Source organism: Reichenbachiella sp. MSK19-1 (genome assembly GCF_003590315.1).
Classification (GTDB): Bacteria; Bacteroidota; Bacteroidia; order Cytophagales; family Cyclobacteriaceae; genus Reichenbachiella; species Reichenbachiella agariperforans.
The window spans coordinates 614,822-639,846 of the sequence record NZ_MIER01000002.1 but is presented as its reverse complement, the minus strand read 5'-3'; the positions used below and the strand labels follow the sequence as shown (position 1 = coordinate 639,846).

Sequence of the window (25,025 nt, the reverse complement as noted above, 5' to 3'; positions counted from 1 at the left end):
AGGCTTATTTCGCGCTTCCCTTGATCGTGTACTTATTTCTCGAACTTATGCTGCAGGAAGCCGACTGCTGATCGGCTTGGTGAGGCCAAACTAGTATTTCCTGTCGATATTTCCCAAGGCTACAGGCAAACCCCTTCGAATATTACCTCATGCAATGAGGTGGGTGCTATATTTTGGATTGGGAGGGGGATGAGACCTGAGCTGTCCGAACTAAGCTTAGTTCGGCTCCCATGTTGCCTTACCTCAGGGTCGAGGTAAGCTTAGTTTCACCCTGTAGTAAGCTTAGGTTGGGGCTCTGGTAAGCTTACCTTCAGGCTCAGGTAAGCTTAGTTTTTGCTCAAAGCACATAAACCCTGCTCAAATGCCTTTTTAGAAGGTTTTTGAGTTGTTAGTATTTCGTATTTTCTTATTTCTCTAGTTTCATATGTAAAGTCGGATAAGGTTTTCCTGATGAATCTAACTCTGAACGTTCATATGTTTTAAATCCAAATTTCTCATAAAATCCAACAGCCTGTTTATTATCTTCATTCACGTCAACTTTTGTGACTTTATGTTCTTTGATTGAATATTCTAAAAGTACTTTCCCGATACCATTTGCTCTTACATCTGGGTGTATAAATAGCATTTCAAGATTACCATCAGCAACGCCACTAAACCCTATTATTTCTTCTTTTTCGTTCCTGACACATCTCAAGTCAACCGCATCAAGGTATGTGTTTAAAATCAAGGGTTTGAAATATTCAATATCCTCCTCTTTCAAAAAATCATGAGTTGCTCTAACTGAGGCTTCCCAAACATTTACAACTTCCTGATATTCTTCTTTTCTGATGTTATCAATTTTGTATTGTATCATTTTTATTCTCCTTCTATTTTGTTGGTGTTGGGTCCCTCCCCAAGAAGTGTTATGCACAAATCATCAATGGCGATGATGTCAGTTTTGAGGAACTGGCCGGTATCATCAGCAATGTTTAGTATCAGACCATGAAACGGTCTCACTGCTGTGAGACCGTTTTTCGTTAGAGGGCATTTAGCCTGAGTGTCTACCATGTGCCCTATCGTTTGTTAGAGACTTTTACTTTTTCTCTCTTTGATAGTAGGTGATTATGCTTGCTTTCGCTATAGTATTGCTCCATAGATAGTATCCTACTATTGCCGGATTTGTGTTTTCATCTAAGCCTAGCTTTGCTGTTTTTAAGGCATATACGGTAATTACATATTTATGTAGTCCATGACCTTCGGGTGGGCAAGGACCGCCATATCCTTTAGCTCCATAATTGGTGATACTTTGAATAGCATTTTTTGGCGCAAGGTCGGCCGAGACATTTCCAGCATTACTAACTAATTCGTTTATATCCGACGGGATATCAAACATTACCCAATGCCACCACCCACTTCCTGTTGGAGCATCTGGATCATACATCGTCACGGCAAAGCTTTGAGTTCCTGCAGGAGCATTCTTCCATGTTAATTGAGGCGACTCGTTCTTGCCTACACAACCAAAACCATTAAACTCTTCTGTTAAAGTTGCTTGTCCTCCAAGATTCTGACTTGACAAAGTAAATGTTGATTGGCTAAATGACACTTGAGTGATGATGCCAAAGGCAACCGATAAGATTATCTTTTTCATAATTGTATATTTTAAATTCGTGGACAAATATCATTTCTAATTCAACAGTGCCGTTAGTTGAGCTGGCTCAAAAAGTATTGCTAAAAGCTCAATCCAATTGATATTGCTTTGGAGTCATTCCGTACTTGGATTTGAAGGCTTGAATAAAGTTGGTCAGTGAATCATAGCCAACTTGTAAATAAATATCGGTGGGTCTTTTTCCCTCGCTTTTAAGTAACAAGGCGGCATATTCTAACCTTCTTTCCTGAAACCATTTACTTGGAGAAGTATGAAATTGTCTCTCAAATGTTCGCTTAAAAGTAGATATACTCATGTTGCACAAGAAGGCGAGTTCATTGATTGTTAGTCGGTTGAGTTTGTTGTTTTCTACTATTTCCTGAAAGTGATGTTCATGTTCGTTTGTACTAATTACGAATGAAGAGAGTAATTCCACCCCCTCCTTATCAATCAGATACAGCATGAGCTCCTCAAACTTCACTTGTAGAACTTTATCCCTGTGAACAGAAGATAGGTTGACTAGGTGAGCAAGACTCTTAGCAAAAGATCGTAGGTAATCATCATATTTAATGGATTGAACTGATTTCCTTTCTGTCATCTTGGATAGCACAATTGAGTATTTCCTTATAAAGCGTAGCAGAGCTTCATCCGTGAAAAAGAAAAGAATGCTTCTATACCTTTTCAGCGTATCGGTAAATTTCTCCGTCATAAGGCACTTACCTGACTTCATTAAAAGGAATTCGCTATTCGAAATGGCACTAAATTTCGTATCTGAGTAAACCTCTTTATTCCCTTCGGTCAGGAAACTGAAGGTATTCATAGATAGGTTTACTTGCTGTTTGGTCGATTCTTGCTCCACTTGGTAATCGAAGGCTACAACGCTTGAGCCTTTATTGATAATTAATTGTTCTGGAAGGGAGATTGTTTTCAAGGTGCAATTGTCTCTAACGACCATGTATGAGGCGTGTGCTCTCACTCTGTGGACAGCACTAAACTAGTGAATCTGCCGGTGCTCTCAAAGTATCAGATAACCACTGCGAAAAGAAAGAGAAAAATCCTGCGAGCAAAAGATGGCAGAAAGCACTGCCGTTTCTCAGCGGCAGATTCACGGTCGAGTTGCACCAAGACATATGCCCGATCAGCGTCTGTTGGCGATAGTTTTCGTTTCCTTGTTGAACTCTACGCTGTTGGTTCCTTCGTCAGTTCTGTAGTTGATCTTGTAAATGTTGGAGTTGATCGGTGAAATGGAAATCTCAGGTTCACCCCACATGTCTAAATCAAACAGCTTATTGATTTCAGTTGTTGTGACATGGAATGTTAAACCGGTAATGTAGTCAGAGCAAACGTGGATCGGGAGGAGAATTATTCTGTTGTCGTTACTGTATTCAAGTTGGTTAGTTAGGTCGATAAACGTTAATCTAGCCTCATGAATGCACTTTTCGTCATCAAATTCATAAATATCAATGTAAGCTTTGCTGTTCAGGAGTTCTTGTTCGAAACGTTCAGCCAATATGACGAATTCACCTTCGTAATAGAATGAGCTATCATGCTTCAATTCTCCTTCTGGAACAATGTATTTCGAAGCAGCAAATAGAGTTAGTTCGCCAATTGATATCGAACCTCTGTTGACCCATTTCGTTTGTTCGTTCGCTTGTCCAGAGGCAATAAATGGAAGTGTTAGAATAAGAAGTTGAAACAGTTTCTTCATGCAGTCAATTATCGCCAACAACCGGATATGTGACACCATGTCACATATCCGCATTATATAATTATTTTCTTCTCAAAGCATTCTCCATCAATGAACTTGATCGAGAATGCTTTGAACTATACTAGAAAGTAAAATAAGGTAATAGATCGAAAGTGACAAGGCGAACAAGGCGCTGATCGCTCCAAAAACCTGACGGAGGAGCTATTCGGGTTTCGAGTAGTGCGTCAGGTGAATAGATGCTTATCTCGCGCTTCCCTTGACCGTGTATTTCCTGACGATGCTAGGCTCGTCTACAGATTTGGATGTAGGGGCAATATTGGCACTTCTTCGTGTCATCGGTTTGGGTAAAATTGACGGAGGTATTGAAAATCTCGGTTAGCAGGCCTTCTAAGACCTCACGAAACTCCTCCTCTACCTCCTGGTAGTTCATGATTGTTCGTGCTTTGCGATCTGTGCCTTTCTTTTGTCGGATCTGTCCATCAAAATCCCGCTGATAGAGGTCCTTGCTGTTGTACATCAGCGGCTGTATCGGCAACTGCGAATCTGGATGATTCTCCTTGTAGAGCATGGCATAGTAGAATAGCTGAAAAACTGCCTTGTTTCTATTGGCAGAGTCGCCATCTATCAGCTCAGGGATGCCACTAAAGTCTCGCTCGTCCCGACCCGATTTATAATCCACGATTCGGATGTGCTGGTTCTTTTGATCCACCCGATCGATCACACCTTTGAGGGCTACTTTGGCACTGCCCTCCATGGTCTCTATCGGGTAGTCGACTAGGTAGTCTGTGGACTCCAGTGCCAATATATCGAATGGCGCATAGCGTCCATCTGCTCGCAATATCTCCACGACGAATTTCTTGACTACTTCGAGTACAATCAACTGTCTTCCTATGGTACGCTGCCCCTCTCCGACTTCCAGTTTATGAAACACAAAAGAACTTTTGACAGCTGTCTCTATTTCATTCTCCAATGTCGCGATGGTATCGGTCGTGAGCTCCGTTGTACCCTCATAGAGGTACTCCATGGCGGTATGCAGCAGGTTGCCCAGGAGTGACGGATCTATATCCTCTTTGATCTCCTTAGGCTCGTAGATCTCCTCGATGTATTTGAAATAAAACTTTAAACTGCAATCGATGTAGGTGTTCAGCGCAGAGGGTGAAAGTCGCCTTGGGTTTTCACTCCCCAATAGATACCTCTTGAGCTGCACCAGTGCTTCACCTTCCTTGGTTTTGGTAATCTCGTGCGCAGGTTCGGCCTGCACATGTGTCATCACGGATGCTTCGGCGAACTGGATCGCTGACTCATGTTTCAACTGCTGGATGTACCGACTGAGTTCTCCATTTTTGTTGAACTCCGTGATGTTGTTGTAGGTCACCCATAGGTTCTCTGTACTGTGTAGCAAGCGGTAAAACAAATAGGCCTGCATGGCGTCCTGATGCTCGGTCGTCGGGAGGTCAAATGCCTTTCGGATGTTGTAGGGCACAAAGGACGACTGGCTCGAATCCTTGGGCCAAGAGCCCTCGTTCATGCCCAGTATGAGTACGTTGGTAAAGCTCAGGTTACGCGTCTCCAGTATCCCCATGACCTGCAAGCCCCCATCGATCTCTCCCGTGAAGGGGAGCTTGATCGTGTTGCCGAGCTTCTTGAACAAACGCAGGAGAGACACCATCTGTAGTGCTACCTGATACTGCTCAGAGGCCTGCGCCAGTCGCTTGAATGTCGCATGCAGTGCCACTGCCACAGACTTGTCCAACTCCTGTAGTTGGCTCATGTCTAAGCCATGGATATAATCCACCAGTATCTGTAAGAACTCATTGGTCTCATCGGTAGGCCGAAGCAGTTGGCTCAGTACGGGCAGCAATACCTCCACCTCCTGAAGGCTGAAATAGAAGCGGTTGTTCTCTGTACTGTGCGCTACGAAAGCATCTACTGAGGCCTTGTCTATCCCCAGCAGGTCATTGAATGCCAAGATCGACAGGATTTCTTTGTAGTTGAGCTGTCGGTTCTGATGGTGGGTCAGACTTAGTTTTAGTGCTATGATCTTTTGCATCAAGATATAGAAGCGCGCATGACCGATAGACCAGCCCATGGTCACATTGACCTTGCTCACAGACGCTGGCAGCTTATCCAGCAGATTGGGCAGATAAGACTCGTCAGCCAAGATGACTAGCGTGTCTTTGAGTCCCTCGGGGCTGGCGGCTAGTTCGTCTAGCTTTTGATTGGCAGCCATGATCTGCCCCATCTTCAAAGGTGCTGAGACCAACTCGATTCGTTTGTCTGGACTGTTGAGCTGTTCGATCACATCCCTTTTGATAGATGGCCCCAACACATCATCCTGACCGTACGCTCTAAAAAACAGTCCTGCTTCTTGAAACTCGTTTTGGTAGTAGTATTGGTCGATCTCCCAGAAGATATCGCTGTTACCTCCCGCCAAACATCCCTTGATGATTTGCTCTTCAGCTTTGGTGAGGGCATTGAAGCCTGCGAACCAGACTTGACGCTGCTCTAGCACATCATTTTGTTCGCAAAAGTCTCGAAACAACCGTCCCTTGTAGATCAGGTTTTGTTCCGCCAGCAGTTCGTTAAACTGCACATACAGCCGGTCGAGAATAGACCAAGTCTTGATAAACTCCGTCTGCTTCTTGTCCGGCTCTGGCAGGAACCCTTGCCAAAAGCCTTGTATGATTTTTTTGTCTTCCTCGGAGAGAAACTGGAAGGAGTCGTCCAGCTCCTTTTGGGATTTGATGACGCTAAAAATATGCTCCGTTTCTACGAGGTAATTGTCTATGTCATTGAAATCCTTGAGAATCATCTCACCCCACGGCAAAAATGCATCGAAGGGTTCAGCACTCGGCACGAGGATTTTGTAGGCTTTGTAGAGGATGAAACTGAGTTGTAGTTCGTCGGCTAGCTTCTTGTCCTGCTGCTCCTCTACGAAGGACTCAAAGGAAGTGATGACTGGAGACCAAACCGGCTTGTCGTAGTATTCTGCCAGATAGCTCGCAAAATACAGCCCGGCACGTTTGTTAGGAAAAATCACATGCAGCGCGCCACAGTTTTCTTCAAACTGCTCCTTGCAGCGCAACGCTAATGATTGGAGAAATCTGGTTGGGTGGCTCACGCTATGCCTATTTATCTTCTAACTCGTCCATCTGCTCGAATACGTCTATGCATATCCAAGCATCCGTCGCGGCATAACTGATCTGGGCATCCGTCAACGTTTCGTTTTCCCAGTTGGAGACCTGCTGCCCCTTAGAGATGCGTCCGTCCATGAACATCCCAGCAAAGTTGCGTGCACCGATGCTTTCGAACCCTAGCTGTCTCGCCTTCTCGTTGAGATCGACAAACCCACGGGGTTTAAACTCCTTGATTTTTTTCAAATCCTTGATATCATCACGAATCCCTATACCCGCGATCGTGATGTTTGGATTCTCAAAAATATCGATAATCTCCTGCGGCAGTCCCGTCTGTAGCAGACGGATCAAATAGACTTTATCAGGCGTGGCAAGCTGCAGGAGCGCTACAGGGTGCACTTGCCCTTTTTTGAATGCTGGCTTGGTCTCGGTATCGAACCCCAACAGGTCATATTGGCTGAGGTACTCAGCAGCTTCTTTTACATCATCTGGGTGATTGATGATGATGCTTTCGCCCTCATATTTGATGAGTGGCAGATCATTTACTTCTTGCTTTGTTATTTTTCTTACTTCCATCAATCTTCTTTTTTGGTCAGTCTGCGAATCTTAATATTCAGGTATCCAAACAGCACGGTCATCAATGGGCTAATGATGTTAAAAAAGCAGTAAGGTGCAAACGTGAGTGTACCCACACCCAAAACGGATGAGTGATAGGCTCCACAAGTATTCCATGGAATCAGTACAGAAGTCACTGTCCCTGAGTCTTCCAATGTCCTACTCAAATTTTCTGGCGCTAGGCCTTTGTCTTTGTATATATCAGCATACATCCGTCCTGGCACGACGATCGCTAGATACTGATCCGATGCAGTAACGTTGAAGAACACACATGTCCCCGCCGTAGAGGCGATCAACGACCCTGTAGAGTTGACCACTGAGATGATGGCACGTGCGATGCGTCTCAGCATGCCGCTGCTCTCCATCACACCACCAAATACCATGGCACTGATGATCAACCAAATCGTATTGAGCATACCATACATACCGCCAGAACTCAGCAGTTCGTTGACCATCTCATGTGAGGTCGTGACCCCTACTGACCCATAGAGGGCTTTCATACTGCCGACGAACATCACTTTCCAGCTGGCGCCATCATAGCTTGATACTTCAGCAACTATATTGGGTTGAAAGATGAGTGCAAACACAATCCCCAACAAAGCGCCGATCAACAGAGCAGGCAAGGCAGGAACCTTGCGAACAATCATGAATATCACCAGTGCAGGCACGATGAAGAGTTCCCATGAGATGTAAAATTTTTCTTGGATGGCACTCAGTACAGAAGCGGTTCCTAAATCACCTGATGCCGAATCAAAAGTAAATCCCCACACCAAAAACACAATCAAAGTGATCACTATGGACGGTACCGTCGTGTAAGCCATATAACGGATATGCGTAAACAAATCTGTACCCGCCATGGCTGGTGCGAGATTGGTAGTATCCGATAGCGGTGACATTTTGTCTCCAAAGTAAGCCCCTGACAAAATCGCTCCTGCCACCAAACCTTCGTGAATCCCCATCGTCTGCCCGATCCCTATCAAAGCAATACCGACAGTCGCCGAAGTAGTCCACGAGCTACCAGTCGCCATGGACACGATCGCACACACCACACAGGCCGCAAACAGAAATATCGTAGGATTCAATATCAACAAGCCATAATAGATCATCGCTGGCACGATACCACTGATCAACCAACTCCCTGCCAACGAACCTATCATGAGTAAAATAAGAATCGAGGGCATGGCCGAATGGATACTTTTGGTAATCCCCCCAAGGATTTCGTCCCAATTAAAACCTAGTCGAATAGCCATCAGTGAAGCCACTGCCGCAGAAAGAATGAGTACAATCTGATTGGATCCGTCCAGAGCGGCATCACCAAAAACCGCCACATTGATGGTTAGAAATATAATCAGAAATAGGATGGGTATAAATGCCTCCAGTAGGCTGGCTTCTCGTTTCTCTCTTACCATCTAATCGTTACTCATACTAAAAAATCGGAAGATAGCGATTTTTTACCTTTGCTGTCAAGCAAAAGCAGGCTATCTCTCGGATTACTTTGTTTTCCTGCGTTTCATCTCTCTTTTGACCAACCGAAACTCACGACTGCTCTGCCCTGCGATAGAGGTGTTCTCTGCTGCCCTGCGCATGAGGTACGGCAGCACTTTCTTCACAGGACCATAAGGCACGTACTTGGCTACATTGTATTGAAAATGTGCCAATGTGTAGGACAGATTGTCGCTCATCCCATAGAGCTGTGCATAAAAAACCCTCGGATCGTCCTTGGCTAAGTTATGATCAGTCATCAGTTCGGTGAGGTATTTAGAACTTTTCTCGTTGTGCGTGCCCGCACAGAGGTAGATATTATCGATGTGCTCCACACAATACGCCAAAGCCTCGTCGTAGGCTTGATCGGTAGCTGCTTTGCTCGGCTGTATGGGGTCATCATAGCCTTTTTCCTCGGCACGCTCACGCTCCTTTTCCATGTATGCGCCACGGACGAGCTTTGCACCTATTTTGAATCCCTCAGTCTTCGCTACCTCATGTATGGCTTTCAGATTAGCCAACGAAGCTTTCTTATACATCTGATAGGTATTGAAAATATAGACCTTGTCTTGATTATATCGGCGCATCATGTCATTGACGATCTCATCTATAGGCTCCTGAATCCAAGACTCTTCCGCATCAATAAAGAGGTACTTACCACTCTTCACCGCAAAGCTACAGATCTCATCCACCCGCGTTAGAAACTGTTGCCAACGCTGCTCCTCTTTGGTATCGAAAGATTTGCCTTGCTGACGCTTGACCAGTAGCGAGAAGGATACGAATCCTGTCAATTTCATGACCCCCGTAGGAATGTGTGTCGACTGGTTAGCGAGGTGCAACGACTGGATGATCTCCTCTTTGTTTTGATCAAAAACAGATTCTTTACTCTCCCCCTCTACAGAATAATCTAAAATGGTATGGATATTCGACGCGCCAAGCTTCTCTACGGTCTTCATAGAATCCTTCAAAGATTCGCCTCCACAGAACTGTGCAAATATGGTCTTCTTGATAAAAAACTTGATGGGTAGATGAATACCTAGCGCCACCTGGGTCAACCAAATCCCTGTCTTGGCAATCACAGGACTATTCATGGTTGAGAATAGAAAATACATCCGCTTTAGATCAAAGTTACTCTTGTCACCAAAGGCAATTTCCGTATCGTCAAAACGGAGCTCATCTTTTACATTCATACTATCATTTTTGGGTATCCAAATATAATAGTAGATATCAATATTCAGTATAGGGTCTGGAAGGTAAAAAGAAGAAGATCACACCAACGGCTCTTTATGGATGGGAATGGTTGCGCGCAGTAGCATCTCAAAAAAAATCATGTAAACATTGATTCAAAGCGGTTTACTTTCGTAGTAACCTAAAAACAAGAATTATTACAAGTATATGACATCAAAAACATCCTCGTTCTTACTCCTCCTCGTCCTTGTCTATTTCTCCGCATGCACGTCCAGTGATCAGTCAGCCTCTTCAGTATTTTCTCTCGAAGTAACAGGTCTGTCAAACGATGCACTGCTCTACCAAGTAACCAATCCGGTGCAGCAGCAACGTGCGCTTGTCGATACACTCCTAGTAGGACAAGGAACTAGTGTACTCAAAAACTACGACCTCCCTCCACACTATTATATCCTAGAGGCTGGAGACTTACAGATTCCAATCTTGGCAGACTCAGGCCAGCACATCAAAGTCCAAATCTCTGGATCAAACTATGCTGTAGCAGGATCAGAGGACACTGATCAGTACGAAGCATACGAGCAATTCCGAAAATCAATACTCCAAAAAACAGTCTACCCTGTCCGGGAGCAACTCTACGCGCTCCGTGATCAAAACAACCCCGCAGATGCCGACTTGATCGAAAAACTAGGCAGTCAACAACTGCATGCTGAACAAGCCTATCGCGACTCCTTAGTCCATGCCGTTCGGAAAATGGGTACATCTCTCGCGATCTATCCATCTACTATCCGATGGACCAATGACCAAGATATCCCTTTCTACGACAGTCTTGCGGCTGCCTTTGCTACCAAGTACCCCAACTCAACTATAGCATCCTATGTCACCGAAACGGTAGAAAAAATGAAACGCATCGCCATCGGCAGTCCAGCGAAAGATATACTCGCACAGGACACAACTAGCACTACTATCTCACTGCATTCCTCCAAAAAGACCTACACACTGATAGATTTTTGGGCAAGCTGGTGTTCGCCATGTCGCACAGAGAATCCTACCTTACAAAAGCTCTACAGCCAGTACAAAGACCAGGGCTTTGAAATCTACGGCGTAGCGATGGAGCACAACAAGAAGGCGTGGGTCAAAGCGCTCGACAAAGACAACCGCAACTGGGTCAACGTCTCCAATATCAAAGGCTACCAAACGCAAAGCAGCCAAGACTACTCAGTCACGGCACTACCCAAAAACTTCCTGATCAACCAAGAAGGCATCATCATCGCCAAGGACATCCATGGTGAGGACATGGTAACAAAAATCGCATCCCTATTCGGAGATCCAGAATAGTTAAAATCTCCTAATATATGGAATCGCTAACCTTTGAGAATAGTCGAGTGTTCGGTTTACCGACACAAACTGATGAATACTATTTTGAATTTCATTATTACACACCTATTATTGTACATAATAACGTACCAAATATAAAAATCATGTTAATAGCTACATTATCAGATTTTAGAAAAAACATAAAACACTACGTGGATAGTGTCATTGATAATTTTGAAACTTTGATTATAAATCGAGGCAAAGACAGTGGGATCGTCGTTATGTCACTGGACGAATATAATTCCTTGTGTGCGACGCAACATGAAATGTCATCCGTTACCAATAAGAAGCGACTGGATTCAGCAATTGAAAAATTAAAAAGTAAAGATTCCTTTGAAAAAGACCTCTTGTCCTAATGAAATTCATTTTCGTAGACGAATCTTGGGAAGACTATTTGTATTGGCAGAAAACGAACAAAAAATACGTCAAGAAAATAAATGATTTACTAAAAGCTATTTCTCGTGAGCCTTATACTGGAATTGGGAAACCAGAGCCACTAAAACATAATTTTCAAGGGTTTTGGTCAAGACGCATTGATGGTGAGCATAGACTCATCTATCAAGTAAAAGATGATGAAATTCATATAGCCAAGTGTAGGTTTCATTATGATTAAATGGCTAACTGCTACAACCCTTTTTCAATACAGGACCAATAAAAAAGCCACCCGTCTGGGTGGCTCAAAACTTAGACTAATTACTATATATCATTTGATGAGCACTACACTCGCTCTAGCTCCTAACTGTATTCCTTCGCTACTGACATCTGTCTTTCCGTTGCTCCACGTTACCTCATACCCTACTGCATCGTAGGGAAGAGTTACGGGTTTTGCAGATAGATTGTGATAGACGATAGCTTTCTCTTCTTCGTAGTTTCTTTCAAAAGCCAATACCGCGTTATCTTCTGTCTCCACTTTCTTGATATCCCCTTTTGAGAATAAATCAGTCTCCTTTAGTGCTATCAGTTCCTTGTACACCGAGTAGATCGACTGGGAATCCTTCTGCTGTATATAAGCTGGCGTGACCGTCTTCTCTGTGCTATACGCTGGCGTCATCCATGTCGTACGGTAGCTATCTTTGGCTTTCACATCCCACAGCATAGGCTCTCGGATGTTCTCGTCTGGCTTCATCCCTAGCATCCCTAGTTCCTCGCCATAGTAGATATAGGGTGTACCCGGTAGTGTCATCAAGATCGCTGCAGAAAGTTTAATCTTCTCCTTATCTCCTCCCAACACAGAACCCACGCGGTTTTGGTCATGATTGCTCAAGAAACTCGCTTCAATGAAATCCTTGTTGTAGTTCTTGAACCATGGTAGCGACTCGTTGATGACATCAGCCATGTGTACATCCGCATTCATCTCATAGCCATGACCAGCGATCTGCGCTGCTTTTTGCTCTCCTGCATTGATCGATTCGAGAATACTAAAGGCACGGTCAAAGTTGAACAGAGAAGTAAAACCTGCTGCATAAGGCGAGGCATTTTTGGCATCTGACCAAACTTCCCCGATGAGATAGACATCTGGGTTGGCCTTTTCCATTTCGGACTTAAATTCCTTCCAAAACGCATGGCTATCCTCCGCTCTATCGTCTGGATAAATATGCTTTGCTGCGTCCAGTCTAAAGCCATCTACACCAATCTCTTCCAACCAAAACTTACCTGCATCATAAAACTCCTTGCGAACCGCAGGGTTATCGTAGTTGAAGTCTGGCATCCCTCCGTAGAAGAATCCATAATAATGCTCCGAAACGGTATCCTCCTCCGTAACGGGGTGCCATTGGCGAATATTATCAGAGTCAAAAGAAGTCTCTTTCTTGGCGATCTGTTCTGCGATAGAATCCTTGTCAGCCCACACATAGTAGTCTCTATACTTGGCATCCTTTCCTGTTTTGGAATCCAAAAACCACGGGTGCTCGGACGAACTGTGATTGATCACAAAATCCATCACCACACGAATGTCTCTTGCGTGTGCTTCTTTGATAAAAACCTTAAAATCCTCCATCGTCCCGTAATCTGGATGTATTCCTACATAGTCTATCACGTCATACTTGTGATAGCTCGGCGAAGGTGACATAGGCATGAGCCATATCGCATTGACCCCAAGGTCGTCTAGATAATCCAGCTTGGCAGTCATCCCTGGGATGTCTCCGATCCCATCACCATTAGAGTCGGCAAAGGACTGCACAAATATTTCGTAGAATACTGCGTTGTTGTAGTCTTCTTTTTGCTTCATGGTCTCTGGCATTTTCTGATCCGTTTGTTGACAAGAAAATAAGAGAATTAGAGCAGAAAGACCAATATTGATTGCGGATTGAAATTTCATCATGATAGATTTTGGCTTATGGATTTATTGTACAATGACTTTACGCTGTAGCACATGTGTACCCTGCGACACCCGTAGTGTGTACACTCCGCTACGAATCTGCTGCACAGGGATAGAAAGGTCTTGCACCTGCCCGCTGCCTGCTAACGCTGTCCTGCCTAAGATATCGATAAGTGACCAGTTGACCGCTGACTGATTCCAGCCTGACGATCCTAAGTCCACTTTGAATTGGTTGCTCGATGGGTTTGGATACACCTCCATCCCTTCGTTACCCACGCTTGCTACACCTAATACTACATCGATATCCGGTGTATGTAGTTTGTGATCGGTATAGATGTGATACTCTCCTGGATCAAAGATCAATTCAATATTGAGATTATCTATCTCTAGTTCTTCTCCCGTAAAAAAATCGTACCACGTACCTGTATGCTGGAACTCCGGAGCGATAGACTGAGATTTCAACCCATAATTAGTCAGGATCACCACACTCGTATCGGCGTTGGACAGGTGAATGGTCTTAAGTTCTCCATCTGGCTGCCAAGTAAAGTCTCCATCTGCAAAGACATGATAACGATCCTTGAGTGCCAGTACTTCCTTGTAAGTTTGATAGACACTCGCTTTATTGGCCTCTTCTAAATATTCCCAATGGGCAGGTTTTCTACCTGTCCTGCCGTTTTCTTCGATCGAGATGTCATAACCATACTCGCCCCACTGCCACAGCATCTTTGGCCCAGGGATGTTGAAGAAAAACGTCGCTGACATTTTGAGTCTATCTGCCGCGCTTTTCAAGTCACGTGTACTGTAGTTGCCATCACTGCTACCATAGGTTAGCATATCAAACATCTGGCGCTCCTCGTCATGACTTTCCATGTAAGCGACCACATGATTGTCTTGCCAACCCCGTGTACCAGCATAAGCCCATTCTACTGACTTACCACTGGCATAGCCCAGATTCGCCTCTTTAAAATCTCCATGACTATTGCCCCAAAGCATCATGCCATAGTCTGCAAGAATCGTCTCTTCGTCATTGTCACCAAAGTGCTCTAGGATCACATAGGCATCCGGCGAATGCGCCCAAATCTGGTCAGCCATTCGCTTCAAAATCGCGATGCGGCTATCGTCCTTGTTGCCCCACTTGGCTACATCATCTCCAGAATCCACTTGCGTAAAGCCTTTGGATAGGTCAAATCGATAGCCATCAAAATGAAACTCCTTGATCCAATAGTGATTGATCGAGTCCAACCATGTCTGCGTGTAACTGCTTTCATGGTTGATATCAGCAAATACGTTGTAAGGATGCTTTGGTACCCTGTTGAACCATGGATTCTCATCCGTCGGTGCAAAGGCATCATAGTCAAAGTACATCTGAGCATAGGGTGATGGAATATCGTTTTGGTTCATCACCATGTCTAGTATGACCGCCATGCCTCTACCGTGTACTTCGTCGATAAATTCCTTTAGGTCATTTTTTGTACCGTAGGCTTTATCTACAGCGAACATAAACGTCGGGTTGTAGCCCCAGCTATCATTCCCATTGAACTCCATGATCGGCATCAGTTCGATGGTATTGACACCTAAACCTTGGATATAATCCAGTGTATCGATGAGTGCTTGGTAGTTCATGTTTTCCTCTCCGAGAAAATCTCGAACCAATAACTCATAGATAATCAAATCTTCTTTGTCGGGCTGCTCGAAGTTGCTATCAGTCCAGACATACTCGCTCTGCCCTGTCTCCAAGACCGCTACCCTGTTTTCATACCAGTTGTCATGCATCGCCCCCGCTGGATAATCTATCAGATCGGAATAGGAATCATCAGTGATCCAGACATCATCTGGATCCAAAATCATGTCTGCATAAGGATCAGCTATCCAAATCGTTTCATCTACCAAATACTGAAAGCCATAGGCTTTACCAGCTGTGAGGCCATCCACTTCGAGCCAAAAATGCTCTCCGTCTTTCTTCATCAGAAAGGCTGCATCTACTTGCCAGTCGGTGAACTCTCCCACCACGTAAACTGAACTTTTGAGGGGCGCCCATACCGACAAGGTTACTTTATCTGTAGCAGCGTGATAGTTGATCCCGTCGACTATTCCTGTAGGTCTTTCTTGCTCGACAGTCACCCCACGAACCGTGTAGGTAAATTCATCTGCAGACTGGTCTTTTCCATTGTCAGCCATGACAGTCACGCTATGAGTACCACTAGCTAGAGCGGTCAAATCATAAGTCAACTCGGTAGCACTGGATACAGTCGTTTCAGTTACTCCATCTACTTTTAGCGTAAGTGTAGCAGCGGCACTGGCAGAAGCTGCCACGGATACCGTCTCTCCTGCATCCACTAGCAGTGTACTCGTATTGGGCGTAGTTATTTTAACTACAAACTGATTAGAGACAATCTCTATAGCATAGTCTGGCGTTTGTCCATTGGCCCAGTCACGGCCTTTGAGCAAAAAGCCCATTTCTTCTATTTCGCTGGCTTCTTTGCCAAAGAAAGTGGTAGGCGTCAGCGTAATCGTGTACTCGTTGGCATCTGAATCAGATCTGGTCATTAGTGCATCACTCTGATCATCTGTAGCAGGATTGACATTGGTCGGTGCATCGGCATCTGCGGTGGCATTCTCTACCCAAGCCCATAGCCATATATCATCAGTATAGTCCGCCAGTGGCGTCCCCGTCACATCGACGGTCAAGGTCATCGGTTGGTCGGCAATAGGTATCGCAGGATCGGTAGTAAACTGTCCATAACACCAAGTGGTCATGCACATCAGAAAGACTAGGAGCCGAATCTTCATAGGAATGTTTTTTTAATAATTGTATAGTTGTAATGAGAACTAAGAACTATTGACAAAGACTTAGTAATAAGTGGGGTAAGACAGGCATCAGCCTACTAAAAAGCAAAAAACTACCTCAGGACGAATCCTGAGGTAGTCTCAATAAACTATTCTTCGTTTTTAGTCATCGTATAGGTCAAGCCTTCCAAATCGAACTGTAGCGTGTAGCTGCCTGCTTCGGTTACAGAGATGTTCGCTCCACCTGCATTCAGCGTACCATCCGCATCGTCATCTCCATAGTCAGAGACCCATTCATCGTTGGCTCTAATTTTGAGGCCTCCTACTACTAAATCAACTGTGATTTCCCACACTTTGAGTTGACCGTTGTAGATCAAGTCAGTATCGTTATCCCATCCACCTGGAGTGGCATCACCTATAATACCCCAATCATCAACTTTGGTCATCTCAATAGTCATACCTTCAGTATCTACGGTAAAAGCATATACGCCTGCCGCTACTGAGTAATCTCCACCTGATGCATCAAGATCACCAGTGTACCCAGTACCTGCGGCAGTCAATGTACCACCCCAAGCAGTAGGTGACCAATCAGCTTGAGGAGTAACCTTAAAACTGACATCTCCAGTAGGATTAGCTGCGTCGATGACACGAATGATTCCTTCGTATACTGCGTCAAAGTCATAAGAGTACAATCTCCCGTTTTCTGCACCTGGAGACCAACCTTGATACGCCCCTGGCACGTAGATCGCTGGGTAGTCTATGATAACCTCATAAGGCGTCACCGTTCTCACTACATCAGACGATGCGATCGCTGACTCATCTACGCCATTGATCTGAGACACGACTCTAATATAGATATCGATCTCCTCTCCTGTCACTGCACCCAATAGGATCGCAGCATCGTTGATCTGCTTGATCGTCACACTAGCGGTCAACTCTTCAGTAGTCATCAGATTGGTTGCTGTACTGAAATCGGAGTTTATATCTATTTTCAAGACATAGCCTACTGCCACGGCTTGACCATAGTCAGCAGCCGTCCAATTAAATACTTCGAATACGTCACCAGACGTCTCCATACTAAGATCAGCTGACCCTGTCGCTGCATTCTCTATCATCGGTGCTTCAGAATTTTCACCAGATAGATCTACTACTTTTTTAGCCTCTTCTTGTTCACATCCTGTCACCAGCCCTAAGCCAACCAACAGTGTCAATGTGATGTATATAAAATTTTTCATCTTATTTCTTTTTAGTCTTTGATTGATAATAAAGAATAGCATGAGCGTGCCAGCCGAACTGACACGTCCACTTCTTTACTGCGGGTAACCATCGTTTTGCTCCAAATTCGGATTGGCATTGAGGTCATTGGACGGGATAGGAAAAAGGTCTCTATAAGCATCAGTGGCTACACCAGACTGAACGTTTCCTTTCCACTCCCAGTGTTCTGTACCGTCAGTAAACTCGCCGAAACGAATCAAATCAGTACGTCTGTGTCCTTCCCAGTATAGCTCTCTAGATCGCTCATCCAAAAGGAAATCCAAATCCATATCTGCAGCAGTGATAGAGCCTACACCCGCTCTCGTTCTGAGGTCATTTACATAGCCTACCGCGGTCCCCATGTCTCCACCTCCGCCTCTTACGACGATCTCTGCGTACATCAAATACGCATCTCCCAATCTAAATACTGGCAAATCAGTACTCACAAAAGTAGGGTGTGCATTAGGCGCTTCTCCTCCATCCGAACTGATATTCTTGAACTTGGTCACACCGATCCCTTGGGTGAAAGTACCTACATTGGTGATGTCCCACTCCCAGCTCGCTGGATCGTAGTAGAACATTCCTCTTTTGTCCGTGATGGCTGTAAACTCAGGGTCAGCCGTCGAAAAATCTGACTCTGATACGCCAAATTTCTCTACCATGTCTTGAATGGCACGAATACCACCCCATCCACCATCGATTCCGTTGAGCGGCATATCGCCACCTACAGATGCGTGGAGAAGAAAAGTCATCCCACCGTACTGCTGTGTATTCTGTCCATCAAAAGCAATCGGGAAGATAATCTCGTTGCTCAGGTTGTTATCCGCACGAAACAAGTTCTCATATACAGGTTCCAAACTGTAACCTCCACCGATGATCTTCTCTACATAAGTCAGTGCATCGCTATTTCTCTCTGTACCAGTGTACACTTCGGCATTCAAATACAGTTTAGCCAACAGCATCCATACTGCACCTTGATCAGCACGTGCATACTCATTGTTACCTACTGCAGTGATTTTAGACTCTATGTCTAATAATTCTGTCTCTATATAATCGAACAAATCTGCTCTCAAAATTCGCTCTGGAAAGAAAGCGCCTGGCAGATCCTCTTCGGTCACGAAAGGCACATTGCCAAACATATCGATCGCATGCCAATAAGAAAATGCTCTGATAAATCTCGCTTCTTCTTTGTATGCTTCTAAGTCCGTCTTGAACGTCCCTGACGCATCTCCTATGGCTGCATCTACATTTCTAATGAATTCATTACTGATGGTCACAGTATAGAATATCCTAGAGTACATCGCTGCAATAAATGTATCATTAGGTGCCCAAGTCTGCCAGTGAAAATTCTTGATCGTAGCATCATCCCATGCCATGATCGCTTCATCCGTAGACAACTGCTGCAAACTCCAATACTGGCGAATGTAGTTACCAAATCCCTCGTCGATCCCAGAGATATCTGGATCTCCTCCACCGTTACCTAGTTGACCACTGAGAGCATAACTGGCATACAACTTGGCCAATGCCTCTTTGTACGCTTCTTCACTGTCAAACACGTTGTTTGGCGTATTGACGTCTGGATCGATCGGACTGACATCTAGGTCATTCACACATCCACCCAATAGTATGCTTACGAAAAGCACTACTGTATATATTATTTTAGATTCTTTCATCTCTTTGTCTTTTAAATCGATTCTTAGAAATTAAGATTTAGACCTACCATGTAGGTTCTTGGTCTTGGATAGAGATTGTTATCTATTCCTCCTGATACTTCTGGATCCAATCCTGTATAGTCTGTGATCACAAATGCGTTTTGGACAGTAAAGGATATTCTACCATTGACTTTGTCCGTGAAGAACTTCTCAAAGCTGTACCCCAAGGTGATGTTATCCATTCTGAAGAAGGAAGCATTCTCTAGGTAGAAATCTGACCAATACTGTGCCCTCATAAACTGCGTCTTCTCTACATCAGTCAAGATGTTGGCGTTGTAGCCTGCTTGGTTGTAGAGGTTTTGGTAGATACCAAGATTAGACGCGTTGTTATTGTACACGTAATTATTCAAGTTCAACCTTCCCGAAAACGAGAAGTCAAATCCTTTGTAGTTAACACGAGAAGAAATCCCTATCAAATACTCTGGTGCTGGATTTTGGAGGTAATACTTGTTCAGGTTATCCCCTGATACATTTCCGCCATTTCCTGTCTTGTCAACATACAATCCTTCGATAGGCATGCCGTTCTGATCATAGATCTGCTCGAACATGTAGAAAGTATTGATCGGTCTACCCACTGAGTTGATTTGAATATTGTTATTCTCACCACCACTGATACCGCCTGTAGGTGCTCCAGTATAGGACGGATCATCCACGAGTGTCATCTTGGTGATCTCGTTCTCATTATATGTCAGGTTACCAGATAGCTCCCATGTCAAGTCTGGTGTAGAAATAATCGCACCTGTCAAGGCTACTTCCACCCCTTGGTTGACCAAAGAACCGACGTTAGTCACTAGGAAGTTGTTGAAGTTAGTCCCTGCCGCAATCGGAATTTCGTTGATCAGATCCTCAGTCTCTCTGTGGTACACATCCACCGAACCACTGATTCGGCCATCTAGGAACCCAAAGTCCAATCCGATGTTTTGCGTGGTAGTCGTTTCCCATTTGATATTGGCATCATAAGCGTTTGGTCGCTGCGTAGGATAAAAGCTATTGCCAAACTGATAGTATGCCCCTGTCTGACTACCCGTATATGTTGGGATATATGGATAGTAGGTATCCCCAATATCCTGCTGACCTGTCTGTCCCCAGCCCACTCTTAGTTTCAAAGTCTCCAAGGCATCTACATCTCTCAAGAAGCTCTCTTCTTTGATCTGCCATGCAAAGGCTACTGATGGGAAAAGCCCCCATCGGTTGTCTTCACCGAATCTTGACGAACCATCTTGTCTGACCGTACCCGTCAAAAGATAACGACCTTTGAAAGTATAGTTCAGTCTACCAAAGAAAGAGATCAAATAGTATTCATTCTTATAATCATCTCTGTTGGCTCCTTCAAAAACACCATCAGTCATGGCAACAGGTCTGTTGCTACTAAAGCCCTCGTTGTAGAAATGCTGGTAAGAGTACCCGCCAGTCAGATCAATCTTACTATCAATAGACTCTAGCCCTTTGTTATAGTTGAGATAGAAATCTAACAAAGAGTTCTCCTTTGTTTGCTCGTATTTTTTCACCTGATTGCTAGGCTCTCTGTATGACCATGACGCCAAGGTATCCATCACATCATGCCCTACGGAGTTAAAATAGTCATACCCTACGTTGACAGTGGCTTTCAATCCATCTACAAATGGTAATCTGTACTCCGCTTTACCACCTAAGATCATTCTTTTACCTGTCGCCTTGTTGTCACGATACTCTAGCTGTGCCACTGGATTGCTCGTTGCAATCGTGATGGGTAAGCTATTGATATCATTCGGGTCAGTGGTCCAAGCGGTGTATCCGCCATAGCGCGTATTTCCGTTTTTGATCGGTTGCGTGGGATCGAACTGTACCGCTGCACCAATCGCATCTGGGTTGGAAAAATCATTTTCGATGATGGATCCTTTGGCATTTATAGACAGTTTCAAGTTATCGTTGAGCAATGATGGCGTCAACAATACGTTCAAACTGGTTCTTTCCATATTGTTCTTCTTGAGTATACCGTCTTGATTGGTATATCCCACAGACACTCTATATGGCAATATCTCACCTCCTCCAGATACACTTAAGTTGTGATCTGTAGAAATCGCATTTTGATAGATTTCGTCTTGCCAGTTCGTGTTAGCAGTACCTAGCGTATTATCCGCTACGTCCGTCAATCCATGATTAGTGATTCTATCTTGGATCAATGCTCTGTATTCGTCACCGCTGTAGACATCTAGCGTCTTAACTGGTACACCGATCGATACATTGCCATTGTAGCTGAACTTGAGTTTGTCTCCTCCACCTGACTTAGTAGTGATGATAATCACACCATTAGAAGCTCTAGACCCATAGATAGCGGTCGCAGAAGCATCTTTGAGTACTGTGAAAGTTTCGATATCATTAGGGTTGATGGTCGCGAGTGGGTTGGCCATTCCAGATATACCAGAACTCTCTAGCGGCATTCCATCTACTACGATCAACGGATCGTTATTGGCTCTCAGAGAAGATCCACCACGAATTCTAATAGTAGAACCTGTCCCCGCAGCACCACCTCCAGTAGTGACCACTACACCAGGTACTTTACCTACGATTAGTTCTTGTGGTGTAGAGATTGCTCCTTTGTTGAAGTCCTTACTACCCAGTGCCACGATAGAACCTGTAGCATCCTTCTTCTCAACTTCTCCATATCCTATTACGACGATTTCATTGAGTGCAGATACATCATAGTCCATGGTTACATCTATGTTCGATCTCGATCCAACAGTAGTCTCCTTAGATTGGTATCCCACAAAAGAAAATACGAGAACTGTTTCGTCCGAAGGAATAGAGATGGAATATCTCCCATCAAAATCGGATACAGTACCAGTTTGCGTCCCCTGAATCAAGACATTGACACCCGGGAGGGCATCTCCTAACTCAGCATCTTTAATTACTCCAGTGACGACCTTGGTTTGTGCATAGACTTGTATCGCTGTAGTCAGCAGCAATGCGCCTAAAACCAATAGTCCCCTGAAATTAAACAGGTAATAGTTTTTCATAACCTTTGATTTTAAAATAATTAAGTTTTTCAATAATTGTACTATTCTAAGTCTGCTTTTAAAGAATACTTATCCTTTCTTAGAAATCGACACTTATCTCACTTATGGCATTATTAAAAAATTCTTAACAAAAGATTAGGTTATTACTAATCATGAAGGGCGGGAGATAGTCTTTCTTCACACATGCTTCACTTTAGTCAACATCCAATTATAGCGATAATATTTTATCAAACAAGAGTTTTCAATGTCCTGAACAGCACTTTTTCGTCCGAAACCGAAACCGCAAACGTTTGCGGTGAAAAAATATTTTCAACAATTTTTACGAATTTTTCAAAAACACCCTTTTTCAGTACACATCTCTTGGACATACAAAACTAATAAGCGTAAATTGTACTTTTTACACAACCACATATTCAATACTAACTACATCTAGTCCAAACCTGGATGCCCAACAATTGATAATTGAACATTCTCTGATATTATTGTGATTTAAACTATACCATGAAACAGTCAGCCGTCACTATAAAGGATCTAGCCAAAGAACTGGGCATATCGCCCTCTACTGTTTCGAGAGCACTCAAAGATCATCCAGACATCAGCCCTGAAACAAAGCGCCTAGTCAATGCACTGGCCGAAAAGCTCGACTATGAACCCAATACCATAGCCATGAGTCTCAGGAGCAAACGCACCAATACGATAGGTGTCATCATTCCTGAAATCGTACACTTCTTCTTTTCGACCGTAATCTCAGGTATAGAAGAGGTAGCGTATAAGAAAGGCTATACAGTTATGTTTTGTCAATCCAATGAAGATTATGAGAAAGAAGTGATCGATACCAAGGCATTATTGGCCCACCGAGTAGACGGACTGCTAATCTCCTATTCTAAGGAAACGACCAATTTTGACCACTTTCGTGAAATACAACGAAAGAATATCCCATTGGTGTTTTTTGACAGAGTTCCCACCGACGAGCTCCACTGTAGCACCATCACCATCAATGATTTCGAAAGTGCAGAGTCGGCGGTAGATCACCTCGTGATAGAAAATCACCTAAGAATTGCACATCTAGCAGGTCCACAAAACCTCAACATCAGCAAGCAGCGTCTGGCAGGATACAAACGAGGCATAGAGAAACATAAACTCTACTTTGAAGAAGGCTATGTTCAGTATTGTGGCAAGGGGGATTTTGAAGAAGGATACCGCTGTACCAACGAACTGTTAAAACTATCCGAACGCCCCAACGCAATCTTCGCCAACAATGACGTGGCAGCCTATGGTGCCATGAAAGCCATCAAAGATGCAGGACTCAAAATCCCCGAAGATATCGCGATCATGGGGTTTAGCAACTGGCAATTCGCCTCGCTCACCGAACCACAACTCACCTCTATCGCCCAGCCAGGAATAGAAATGGGTAAAGCCGCAGCGCGTCGATTGATACTCGAACTAGAGGCCAAAGACGAAGACTTACCTCCTGTGGATCAAGTCCTAAAGACCGACATCATCGTCCGTGGCTCTACGCTATCAACACAGAAATAGGCTTCCTTCACCTCTCCTTCTACCAAGTAATATTCTCATCGATGAACTGTATCAATCCATCTGCCATGATCTGCTGCTCCTCGATCGAGGGATGACCGCTTGTATTTTTGAAAGGCTGAAAATAAGTATAGATATTTTCGTCCTGAAGCGCATCAACAGCACTTTCTACAACACCAGGCCATTTCGATCCTTCTTGAGTTGCATCCATATTACCCAGCATACAAATGATACTTGCACTAGGGTAGTGTCCTCTGATCTGAGACACAAAACCCTGATACGCCTGCGTCAGATATTCGTCCGTCGGAGCAGTATCACCAAAATTGGTTTTGAACTCCTCTCGCTCTGGCATATTCACCAACCAAGAGTCATTTTGTAGCAAATTAATCACTACCAAATCGGGGGTATACAGTGAAAAATCCCATGAACTACTTGGATCCTCTGGATTGATTCTGTCATAAATCTCAGGCATAATCATAGGAAACCAACTAATCGTTATCCCTATACCGCTCTTACAAATCGTATGACGCTCAGCATCATAATGCCTAGCCGTAATCGCCGCATAGCTCAAGTAGTGATTGGTGAAAATACTATCCGAACGATCCTTCCCAGAGAAATCGTCTACAGCATACCCCGCTGTAATCGAGTTACCGTAAAACTCAATTTTCTTTTTCTCTTCCCTCGATTTAGGCAACACCTTCGCATCCCCCTCTATTTTGAGACCATAAAAGATCGTCTTCCCTCTGTCCCATTCTGTCCTTTTGAACAACTCAACGCTATGTTTCCCTCCAGACAGACCGGACGCCAACTGATAATACTTTTTGGTCGTATCAGGTCTCAAAACATACATACTGTCTTCATCAATAATGACATTGTAATAATTATCCCCTCTCTCATCCTGCATCAATGCAGAGATAGATTCTCCTTCAAAATCCAACTTAATCGAAGTGCCTGACCAATACAAATCGGCAGCAACTCCGCTGGTACTATCAATCCTTCCAGAGTAATCTATCTCCCCATTAGAGAACTCTAATACAATAGGCTGTGGATCAGAACAGGCTGACAAAGTAGTTATACTGATGAGAAATAATAATGCTTTCCACTGATTCATGATGTGACGTTTTATTCTAATAATGGTTCGATAAATCTAGTGCAAAAAGAGATGTCCAATCGATTCAAATCTGGAATTACCCTTGATTTAACATCTCCTTAGCTTAGATATATTCAAAATAATTCGCTTTTCACCGCAAACGGTTGCAAACGATAATTTCGCATGAAAACTGTGATATAACAGTCAAAAAACC

19 protein-coding genes are annotated in these 25,025 nt (G+C 44.0%); 4 read left to right on the top strand and 15 right to left on the bottom strand.

The window, feature by feature from the left end; genetic code table 11:
* Positions 1–406: 406 nt before the first annotated feature.
* The 9 genes from BGP76_RS02800 to BGP76_RS02760 all read right to left on the bottom strand — a co-directional run bounded on the left by BGP76_RS02800 (position 407) and on the right by BGP76_RS02760 (position 9,753).
* Entirely contained in the window at positions 407–853 is a 447-nt protein-coding gene (locus BGP76_RS02800) for an acetyltransferase (RefSeq protein WP_119843516.1), read from the bottom strand.
* 2 nt (positions 854–855) lie between these two features.
* A complete protein-coding gene (locus BGP76_RS02795) occupies positions 856–1,047 on the bottom strand; it encodes a hypothetical protein (RefSeq protein WP_119843515.1) in 192 nt (63 codons plus the stop codon).
* A 25-nt stretch (positions 1,048–1,072) separates the two neighbouring features.
* Positions 1,073–1,627 carry a YbhB/YbcL family Raf kinase inhibitor-like protein gene (locus BGP76_RS02790; RefSeq protein WP_099597734.1) on the bottom strand — a complete coding sequence of 185 codons (555 nt, stop codon included), beginning with the start codon at positions 1,625–1,627 and terminating at the stop codon, positions 1,073–1,075.
* An 88-nt stretch (positions 1,628–1,715) separates the two neighbouring features.
* On the bottom strand, positions 1,716–2,555 hold the full coding sequence (locus BGP76_RS02785) for a helix-turn-helix transcriptional regulator (protein ID WP_073120572.1): 840 nt from the start codon (positions 2,553–2,555) through the stop codon (positions 1,716–1,718).
* A 207-nt stretch (positions 2,556–2,762) separates the two neighbouring features.
* Positions 2,763–3,332 carry a hypothetical protein gene (locus BGP76_RS02780; protein WP_147407352.1) on the bottom strand — a complete coding sequence of 190 codons (570 nt, stop codon included), beginning with the start codon at positions 3,330–3,332 and terminating at the stop codon, positions 2,763–2,765.
* Positions 3,333–3,612: 280 nt separating this feature from the next.
* Positions 3,613–6,453 (bottom strand): PD-(D/E)XK nuclease family protein, encoded by a 2,841-nt coding sequence (locus BGP76_RS02775; RefSeq protein WP_139280882.1) that lies wholly within the window; start codon positions 6,451–6,453, stop codon positions 3,613–3,615.
* A 7-nt stretch (positions 6,454–6,460) separates the two neighbouring features.
* Positions 6,461–7,042: a 3'-5' exonuclease gene (locus BGP76_RS02770; protein ID WP_073119526.1), complete on the bottom strand. Its 582-nt coding sequence runs from the start codon at positions 7,040–7,042 to the stop codon at positions 6,461–6,463.
* Positions 7,042–8,490 carry a Na+/H+ antiporter NhaC gene (gene nhaC, locus BGP76_RS02765; RefSeq protein ID WP_073119528.1) on the bottom strand — a complete coding sequence of 483 codons (1,449 nt, stop codon included), beginning with the start codon at positions 8,488–8,490 and terminating at the stop codon, positions 7,042–7,044. The genes BGP76_RS02770 and nhaC overlap by 1 nt, the downstream gene beginning before the upstream one ends.
* 81 nt (positions 8,491–8,571) lie before the next feature.
* Positions 8,572–9,753, bottom strand: coding sequence for a proline dehydrogenase family protein (locus BGP76_RS02760; protein WP_119843512.1), 1,182 nt, complete (start codon positions 9,751–9,753; stop codon positions 8,572–8,574).
* Positions 9,754–9,958: 205 nt separating this feature from the next.
* Here BGP76_RS02760 and BGP76_RS02755 point away from each other — a divergent pair, with 205 nt between their 5' ends.
* The 3 genes from BGP76_RS02755 to BGP76_RS02745 are packed head-to-tail and all read left to right on the top strand — an operon-like array spanning position 9,959 to position 11,735.
* The gene (locus tag BGP76_RS02755) at positions 9,959–11,083 is read left to right on the top strand and encodes a TlpA disulfide reductase family protein (protein WP_119843511.1); all 1,125 of its coding nucleotides are present in this window, start codon (positions 9,959–9,961) and stop codon (positions 11,081–11,083) included.
* Between the two features lie 17 nt (positions 11,084–11,100).
* Positions 11,101–11,478, top strand: a complete 378-nt coding sequence (locus BGP76_RS02750) for a type II toxin-antitoxin system Phd/YefM family antitoxin (protein WP_255416040.1) — start codon at positions 11,101–11,103, stop codon at positions 11,476–11,478.
* The gene (locus BGP76_RS02745) at positions 11,478–11,735 is read left to right on the top strand and encodes a Txe/YoeB family addiction module toxin (RefSeq protein WP_073119533.1); all 258 of its coding nucleotides are present in this window, start codon (positions 11,478–11,480) and stop codon (positions 11,733–11,735) included. Before BGP76_RS02750 ends, BGP76_RS02745 begins: the two co-directional genes overlap by 1 nt.
* A gap of 90 nt (positions 11,736–11,825) precedes the next feature.
* Here BGP76_RS02745 and BGP76_RS02740 read toward each other — a convergent pair whose 3' ends face one another.
* From BGP76_RS02740 to BGP76_RS02720, 5 genes are all read right to left on the bottom strand, one after another.
* On the bottom strand, positions 11,826–13,361 hold the full coding sequence (locus BGP76_RS02740; RefSeq protein ID WP_158584019.1) for an alpha-amylase family glycosyl hydrolase: 1,536 nt from the start codon (positions 13,359–13,361) through the stop codon (positions 11,826–11,828).
* Between the two features lie 102 nt (positions 13,362–13,463).
* Complete coding sequence (locus BGP76_RS02735) at positions 13,464–16,229, bottom strand: alpha-amylase family glycosyl hydrolase (protein ID WP_119843509.1); 2,766 nt, start codon at positions 16,227–16,229, stop codon at positions 13,464–13,466.
* Positions 16,230–16,375: 146 nt separating this feature from the next.
* The gene (locus BGP76_RS02730; protein ID WP_158584017.1) at positions 16,376–17,461 is read right to left on the bottom strand and encodes a SusE domain-containing protein; all 1,086 of its coding nucleotides are present in this window, start codon (positions 17,459–17,461) and stop codon (positions 16,376–16,378) included.
* A 75-nt stretch (positions 17,462–17,536) separates the two neighbouring features.
* Complete coding sequence (locus BGP76_RS02725) at positions 17,537–19,153, bottom strand: RagB/SusD family nutrient uptake outer membrane protein (protein ID WP_119843507.1); 1,617 nt, start codon at positions 19,151–19,153, stop codon at positions 17,537–17,539.
* 23 nt (positions 19,154–19,176) lie between these two features.
* On the bottom strand, positions 19,177–22,188 hold the full coding sequence (locus BGP76_RS02720) for a SusC/RagA family TonB-linked outer membrane protein (RefSeq protein WP_119843506.1): 3,012 nt from the start codon (positions 22,186–22,188) through the stop codon (positions 19,177–19,179).
* A 501-nt stretch (positions 22,189–22,689) separates the two neighbouring features.
* On the opposite strand from BGP76_RS02720, the gene BGP76_RS02715 reads away from it, so the two are divergent.
* On the top strand, positions 22,690–23,724 hold the full coding sequence (locus tag BGP76_RS02715) for a LacI family DNA-binding transcriptional regulator (RefSeq protein WP_119843505.1): 1,035 nt from the start codon (positions 22,690–22,692) through the stop codon (positions 23,722–23,724).
* A gap of 19 nt (positions 23,725–23,743) precedes the next feature.
* On the opposite strand, the gene BGP76_RS02710 is transcribed toward BGP76_RS02715, so the two are convergent.
* Positions 23,744–24,832 carry an SGNH/GDSL hydrolase family protein gene (locus BGP76_RS02710; RefSeq protein ID WP_119843504.1) on the bottom strand — a complete coding sequence of 363 codons (1,089 nt, stop codon included), beginning with the start codon at positions 24,830–24,832 and terminating at the stop codon, positions 23,744–23,746.
* Positions 24,833–25,025: the final 193 nt, after the last annotated feature.